This is a genomic window from Rhodococcus olei, from assembly GCF_039540555.1.
GTDB classification, from domain to species: Bacteria; Actinomycetota; Actinomycetes; order Mycobacteriales; family Mycobacteriaceae; genus Rhodococcus_G; species Rhodococcus_G olei.
In genome coordinates, this window is record NZ_BAABFB010000034.1 from 31,771 (window position 1) to 40,310 (window position 8,540).

The following is an 8,540-nucleotide window of genomic DNA, read 5'->3' on the forward strand; positions in this document are numbered from 1 at the left end:
GCGCCGCTGCAAGCGGCTTCCTTACTTGATGTGACCCACTTCGGTTCGCCGTGCTGTCGTGAACCGGGCTGCGCCCGTGACGACCGGCCCGTGGTGCCGAAGTGGTTGTGGGAACCGGTGACACGTTCCGGAAACAGGGGTATCAGTTGACTGCCATCGACGGCTTCGACAGCACGGACTTCGACAGCACCATCCAGGCCGACGGTGTCGAGCAGATCGACGTCTTCCCGCTGTCGCCCGCGCAGCTGGGCATGTGGTACGCCCAGCACGTCGACCCCGAGGTTCCGATCAACATCGCGCAGTACGTCGATCTGCGTGGACCGCTCAACGCGGCAGTGCTCGAACACGCGTGCATCATCGCCTCGCAGGAGATGGAGACCGGGTACCTCCGCCTGACCGAGATCGACGGCGTGCCCCACCAGATCGTCGACCGCACCATCGTCGATCACGTCCAGGTTGTCGACCTGCGCGACGAGGACGACCCGGTCCGGGCCGCGCTGGACTGGATGCGGGCCGATTTCGCGACCCCGGTCGACCTGCTCCACGACCGGCTCATCGCCGGTGCCTCGATCCGGATCGAGGACGACCGGTACTTCTGGTACTCGCGTGTCCACCACATCGCGCTGGACGGATTCGGCGCGATGACCTACATGAACCGGGTCGCCGAGGTGTACACGGCGCTGCTCGAGAACCAGGACATCCGGCCCGGCAAGGTGTGGACGCTGCGCAGCCTGTACGAGTCGGAGCTGTGCTACCGGGAGAGCTCGCGGTTCGCCACGGACCGCGAGTACTGGGCCGGGCAGGTCGCCGGCATGGAGGAGGGGACGAGTCTCGTCTCGCGGACCGCCGCGCCCGCCACCGTCAACGGTGTCGCCAGCGCCGCCCTGTCGGACGAGTCCGCGTCCGCCCTCGACCGGGCCGTCGCGCGGCACGGCTCGTCGCCGTCCGGGATGCTGATCGCGGCGTTCGCCGGCTACCTCGCCCGGTCCACCGGCAAGAAGGACGTCGTCCTGAGCCTTCCGGTGACCGCGCGAACGACCGCCATCATGCGGAATTCCGGTGGCATGCTCTCGAACGTGCTGCCCCTGCGCCTGCACGTCGGTGAGGGCACCACCGTGACCGAACTCCTCGCGTCGGTGCAGACCGCGGTCACGGGGGCGCTGCGTCACCAGCGGTACCGGCACGAGGACATCCGCCGCGACACCGCGGGGACCAACATGCAGCGCGACCTGCTCGGGCCGCTGGTCAACATCATGCTCTTCCACGACGAGGTCGGCCTCGGCCCGGTGGTCGGCGAGTTCCACGTCCTGTCCACCGGAACCGTGGAGGACCTGGCGGTCAACTTCTATCAGAGCGTCGCCGGGACCCGGACTCACATCGACTTCGAGACCAACCCCAACCTGTACACGGATGACGAAGCACGCAAACATCATTCGCGTTTCCTCGGGTTCTTCGACAAGTTCCTCTCGGCGGACGGAGACACGAGGGTCTGGGGCCTCGACCTGCTGACCGCCCTCGAGCGGGAGACCGTCGTTTCGGAGTGGAATGCGACGGATCGCGATGTTCCCGAGGCGACGTTGGTGTCGTTGTTCGGTGAGCAGGTGGTGCGGTCGCCGGGAGCGGTGGCGCTGTCGTTCGAGGGCGTGTCGCTGACGTACGCGGAGTTCTCGGAACGGGTGAATCGTGTTGCACGGCATCTGATGTCGGTGGGTGTCGGTCCGGAGTCGCTGGTCGCGGTGGCGATGCGGCGGTCGATCGATCTGCTGGTGACGATCTACGCGGTGCAGGCCGCCGGTGGTGCGTACGTGCCGGTGGATCCGGACCAGCCGCGTGAGCGGGTCGGGCACATTCTCGACACCGCGGCGCCGGTGTGTGTTGTGACGTCGTCGCGTGACGGTCTGGCGGTGCCGGGGGAGAGGCCCGTGCTGGTTCTCGATCGGGTCGACGTGTCCGGGTATTCGGGTGCTCCGATCGGGGCGTCGGAGCGGCCGGCGGTGGTGCGTCCGGAGAACACGGCGTACGTGATCTTCACGTCGGGGTCGACGGGTCGGCCGAAGGGTGTGGCGGTGTCGCACGCGGCGATCGTGAACCGTCTGGTGTGGATGCAGGCCGAGTACGGGCTGGGCGAGTCGGATGTGGTGTTGCAGAAGACGCCGGTGACATTCGACGTGTCGGTGTGGGAGTTGTTCTGGCCGTTGCAGGTGGGTGCGCGGTTGGTGGTCGCGGTGCCGGACGGGCATCGGGATCCGGTGTATCTGGCCGAGGTGATCGCTCGTGAGTCGGTGACGACGGCGCATTTCGTGCCGTCGATGCTGGCGGTGTTCGTGGCTGCTCTGGCGAGCGAAGCGACGGGGTGTTCGGTACAGCGTTCTGCGGCGGAGGCCGTGTCGTTGGTGCGGGTGTTCGCGTCGGGTGAGGCGTTGCCCGCGGCGACGGCGGCCACGCTGCGGAAGGTGCTGCCTGCGGCGCGGTTGCACAACCTGTACGGCCCGACGGAGGCGGCCGTGGACGTGACGTTCCACGAGGCGACCGTCGCCGACGAGGTGTCGGTGCCGATCGGTGCACCGGTGTGGAACACGCGGACGTATGTGCTCGATGCTCGTCTCGAGCCGGTGCCGGTCGGTGTGCCGGGTGAGTTGTATCTGGCGGGTGTGCAGCTGGCCCGCGGGTACGTGGGGCGGACGGACCTGACGTCGGATCGGTTCGTCGCGAACCCGTTCGCGGTCGGGGAGCGGATGTACCGGACCGGGGACCTGGTGTCGTGGAACGGTTCGGGGGAACTGGACTACCTCGGGCGCACGGACTTCCAGGTGAAGTTGCGGGGTCTGCGGATCGAGCTCGGGGAGATCGAGGCGGCGTTGCTGGCCGAGGGGTCGGTTGCGCAGTCGGTGGTGGTGGTGCGTTCGGACGATCATGGTGTCGAGCGGTTGGTCGGATACGTGGTGCCGTCGGTCGGTGCCGTTGTCGATGCCGACGCGGTGCGGGCGGGGCTGGGTGCGGTGCTGCCGGCGTACATGGTGCCGTCGGCGGTCGTGGTGCTCGAGGAGTTCCCGCTGAACGCGTCGGGCAAGCTGGATCGAAAGGCGTTGCCGGCGCCGGTGTTCGCGTCCGGACTGGACGCCTACCGCGCACCGCGGACCCCGGCCGAGGAGATCGTCGCCGGCATCTTCGGCGACGTCCTCGGCGTCGACCGCGTCGGGCTCGACGACAACTTCTTCGAACTCGGCGGCAACTCTCTTATCGCGAACCAGGTCGCCGGCCGGACGGGTGCCGCATTCGGCATCCGGATCGGTGTGCGAACCCTGTTCGAGGCCCCGACCGTCGGAGCACTCACCGCCCGTGCCGAGGCCGCGGCCCGAGCCGGTGACCAGCGCGTACCCCTCGCCGCGGGACCGCGCCCCGAGCGGGTGCCGCTCTCCCTCGCCCAGCAGCGGATGTGGTTCCTGAACCAGTACGACCCGAGCGCCGCGACCTACAACCTGCCCCTCGTCGTCCGGCTCTCGGGTCGCACCGACGTCGCGGCTCTGCGCGCGGCACTGCTCGACGTGCTCGGACGCCACGAGTCGCTGCGGACCGTGTTCCCCGAATCCGCGGCCGGTGTCCACCAGGTGGTGCTCCCCGTCGCCGAGGTCGACCTCGACATCGTCGCCGAGACGGTGGCGGAGAACGAGCTCGCCACCCGCCTGGTCGAGTTCGCGTCCACCGGATTCGACGTCAGCGACGAGATCCCGGTCCGGGTCGGACTCTTCGAGGTTTCCAAGGAGGAGCTGGCCGTCGCGCTCGTCGTCCACCACATCGCCGCCGACGGCCTGTCCTGGGCGGTGCTGGCTCGCGACGTCATGACCGCGTACACCGCACGCGTCGAGGGAGTCGCTCCGGGATGGGCGCCGCTGCGTGTTCAGTACGCGGACTTCAGCCTCTGGCAGCGCGCCGTCCTCGGATCCGAGGACGACCCGGAGTCGTTGTCCGCCAAGCAGATCCGCTATTGGACGGACACCCTGGCCGGGCTGCCCGATCAGCTCGACCTGCCGACCGATCGGCCGCGTCCGGCGGTGCAGTCGTTCCGGGGCGCCCGCGTCGGGTTCGAGATCCCCGGTGAGCTCCGCGACGAACTGTCCACGCTCGCGCGCGAGCACGGCGTCACGATGTTCATGGTTGTGCACGCCGCGCTCGCGGTCGTGCTGGCCCGCCTGTCCGGCACCACCGACATCGCGATCGGCACCCCGATCGCCGGGCGCGGCGAGGAAGCGCTGGACGACGTGGTCGGCATGTTCGTCAACACCCTGGTGCTGCGCACCGAGGTCGACCCCGCGGCGTCGTTCGCGGACCTCCTCGGGCAGGTTCGCGACCGCGACCTCGGTGCGTTCGGCAACGCCGACGTGCCGTTCGAGCGGCTCGTCCAGGTGCTCAGCCCCGCCCGATCGACGGCGAGGCATCCGCTTTTCCAGGTGGTGCTGTCGTTCGAGAACATGGGTGCCGCCACCCTCGAACTGCCGGAGCTGACCGTCTCCGCGGCCGAAGTGCAGGTCGACATCTCGAAGTTCGATCTGCAGCTGACCCTGCGTGACCAGCCCGACGCAAACGGGATGGAGGCCGAATTCGTCTACGCCACCGATCTCTTCGAGGAAGAGTCGGTGGCCGCGATCGCGGCGCGCTTCGAGCGGGTGCTGCGCGCCGCGACCGCGGCGCCGTCGGTCGCGGTCGGTGACCTCGACATCCTGGATGCCACGGAACGGATCGAGCTCGAATCCGGATGGGGCGGGCCGGCCGAACAGCCGCGCACCCTCGCCGACATGATGGCCGCCGCCGCGGCGTTCGACCCGGCCGCGACGGCCGTCGTCCGCGGCGACGTGGCATTGACGTACGCCGAGCTCGACGCCCGATCCTCACAGCTCGCACGTCTGCTCATCGCCCGCGGCGCGGGCGTAGAGACGACCGTGGCGCTCGCGTTGCCGCGGTCGGTCGAGTCCGTTCTCGCCGTCTGGGCGGTCGCGAAGACCGGCGCCGCGTTCGTGCCCGTCGACCCCGGCTACCCGGCCGACCGGATCGCCCACATGGTCACCGACTCCGGGGCGGTGCTCGGCGTCACCGCGGCCGCGCACCGGAACGGACTGCCCGGGGCCACGACGTGGGTGGTCCTCGACGAGCCCGGCACCGCGGCGGAGATCGCGGCGCTTCCGGCGGATCCGGTCGCCGATCGGGATCGGCTGCGCCCGATCCGAATCGGCAACCCCGCCTACGTGATCTACACCTCCGGCTCGACGGGTCTGCCCAAGGGCGTCGTCGTCACTCACGGCGGCCTGGCGAACTTCACCGCCGAACAGGTCGACCGCTACGGGCTGACCTCCCGGTCCCGCACCCTGCACTTCGCGTCGCCCAGCTTCGACGCGTCGATCCTCGAGCTCACGATGGCGGTCGGAGCGGCCGCCACGATGATCGTCGCACCCACGACCGTGTACGGCGGCACGGAGCTCGGCGAGCTGCTGCGAACCGCGCACGTCACCCACGCGTTCGTGACCCCGGCCGCGCTCGGTTCGGTCGACCCGACCGGACTGGACGAGCTCGAGGCCGTCGTCGTCGGAGGCGAGGCCTGCCCCGCCGACCTCGTCTCCCGCTGGGCACCCGGCCGCGCGATGTTCAACGCGTACGGCCCCACCGAGTCCACCGTCGCGACCAACATCACCGGTGTCCTGACCCCGGGTGTCCCGGTCACGATCGGTGGCCCGATTCGCGGCACGCAGGCGGTCGTCCTCGACACGCGGCTACAGCCGGTGCCCGCCGGGGTCGCCGGCGAACTGTACGTGTCCGGTCCCGCGCTGGCTCGGGGCTACCGCAGCCTGACCGGGCTCACGGCCGGCCGGTTCGTCGCGAACCCGTTCGGGGAACCCGGATCTCGCCTGTACCGCACCGGTGACGTGGTCCGCTGGACCGCCGTCGGCGGCGACATCGAGTACGTCGGCCGATCCGACTTCCAGGTCAAGGTTCGCGGCTTCCGGATCGAGCTCGGCGAGATCGACGCCGCCCTGACCGCCCACGAGGCCGTCGACTTCGCCGTGACCGTCGGTCACCGCACCACGGCCGGGGTCACCGCGCTGGTGTCCTACGTGCGGACCGTCGGTACCGAGGTACCGACCCCCGCGGGCCTGACCGCGTTCGTGTCCGAGACGCTGCCCGGGTACATGGTTCCGGCGGCCGTCGTCGTGCTCGACGCGATTCCGTTGACCCCGGCAGGCAAGGTCGATCGCACGGCGTTGCCGGAACCGGTGTTCGAGTCCCGTCCCTTCCGGGAGCCCGCGACCCCGGCCGAGGAGACCGTCGCCGCGGTGTTCGCCGACGTCCTCGGCGTGGAGCGGGTCGGCGCCGACGACGACTTCTTCGAACTCGGCGGCAACTCGCTGATCGCCACACAGGTGGTCGCCCGGGTCGGCGCCGCCCTCGACACCACCGTCCCGGTCCGTGTCCTGTTCGAGGCCTCGACCGTCGGCGCTCTCGCGGCATGGGCGCAGACCCATGCCGGCGCCGGACGGCGCGTCGAACTCGGCAGCATCGCCCGCCCCGACGCGCTGCCGCTCTCGTTGGCCCAGCAGCGGATGTGGTTCCTCAACCGGTTCGACACGGAGTCGACCGTCTACAACATCCCGATGGCCATGCGCCTGACCGGCGACCTGGACGTCGACGCGCTCGCCGCCGCGGTCGCCGACGTCGTCGCCCGGCACGATGTGCTGCGCACCGTCTACCCGGACGGGGACCACGGCCCCCGCCAGGTCGTTCTCGACCCCGCCGACGTGGCGTCGGGTCTGGTCCGGATTCGGTGCACCGAGCGGGAACTGCCCACCCACCTCGTGGAGCTGCTCTCCCGAGGATTCGACGTCACGACCGAGGTGCCGGTGCGGGGCGCACTGTACGAACTCGGCGAGGGTGAGCACGTGCTCGCGCTCGTCGTGCACCACATCAGTGCCGACGGCTGGTCGATGTCGCCGCTTGCCCGCGACGTGATGGTCGCGTACTCGGCGCGGACCGCGGGCGCGGAGCCCGGCTGGCAGCCGCTGCCCGTTCAGTACGCCGACTATGCGTTGTGGCAGCGGGCAATCCTCGGCGACGAAACCGACCCCGAGTCGCTGATCGCCCAGCAGATCGAATACTGGAAGTCCGCCCTTGCCGGCCTTCCGGATCAGCTGGACCTGCCCGGCGACCGTTCCCGCCCCGCGGTCGCGTCGTACCTGGGTGCCACGCACTCCTTCGAGGTCGACGCGACCCTGCACGCCGCACTGGGCGATCTCGCGCGTCGGCAGGGCGGCACCCTGTTCATGGTCCTGCACGCCGCGCTCGCCGTGCTGCTCTCCCGGCTGAGCGGCACCACCGACATCGCCGTCGGGACCCCGATCGCGGGCCGCGGAGAGCAGGCCCTCGACGACGTGATCGGCATGTTCGTCGGCACCCTCGTGCTGCGGACCGAGGTCGACCCCGCCAACAGCTTCGCCGAGCTGATGGACATCGCGCGAGACGCCGACCTCGGTGCCTTCGGTCACGCCGACGTGCCGTTCGAGCGGCTCGTCGAGGTGATCAGCCCCGCGCGCTCCACGGCCCGGCATCCCCTGTTCCAGGTGATGCTCTCGCTGCAGAACATGGGCACCACCGCGTTCGAACTGCCCGGCCTGCGGGTCGCGCAACTGCCGTTCGACGAGCAGGTCGCCAAGTTCGACCTGCAGCTCGACGTCAACGAGCGCCTCGACGAGCAGGGCGCTCCCGCCGGCCTGTCCGCCGAGTTCACCTTCGCGACCGACCTTTTCGACCGGTCGACCGTCGAAGGTTTCGCGCGCCGGTTCGAGCGGATTCTCGAGGCGGTGGTCACCGACGCGGCAACGACCGTCGGCGACATCGAGTTGCTCGCGTCCGACGAGCGCGAGCGGGTGCTGGTGGGATGGAACGACACCGCCCACGAGACTCCCGCGGGAACCCTGGTGTCGCTGTTCGACGACCAGGTGGCGCGCACGCCGGACGCGGTGGCGTTGTCGTTCGAGGGCGTGTCGCTGTCCTATGCGGAGTTCGCTTCGCGTGTGCATCGTCTTGCACGGCATCTGATTTCCTTGGGTGTCGGTCCGGAGGCGCTGGTCGCGGTCGCGATGCGGCGTTCGGTGGATCTGCTGGTGGCGATCTATGCCGTGCAGGCCGCAGGCGGTGCGTATGTGCCGGTCGATCCCGACCAGCCGGCCGACCGCATCGGGCACATCCTCGAGACCGCCGACGTGGTGTGCGTGCTCTCGACGGCCCGGGACGAGTTCACGGCCCCGGACGGTCGGACGGTGCTGTGCGTCGACGCCGTGGATGTGTCCGCCCTCGATCCCACCCCCGTCGCGGACGCGGAGCGCGTTGCGTCGCTGCGCGCGTCGAACACGGCGTACGTGATCTTCACGTCGGGGTCGACGGGCCGGCCGAAGGGTGTGGCGGTGTCGCACGCGGCGATCGTGAATCGTCTGGTGTGGATGCAGGCCGAGTACGGGCTGGGCGAGTCGGATGTGGTGTTGCAGAAGACGCCGGTG

Annotated in this window: 1 protein-coding gene; it reads left to right on the top strand. The window is 70.0% G+C overall.

From position 1 onward, the window contains the following. Positions 1-146 precede the first annotated feature (146 nt). A partial coding sequence (locus ABD951_RS11030) for a non-ribosomal peptide synthetase (RefSeq protein ID WP_345344629.1) occupies positions 147-8,540 on the top strand: 8,394 nt, incomplete at its 3' end.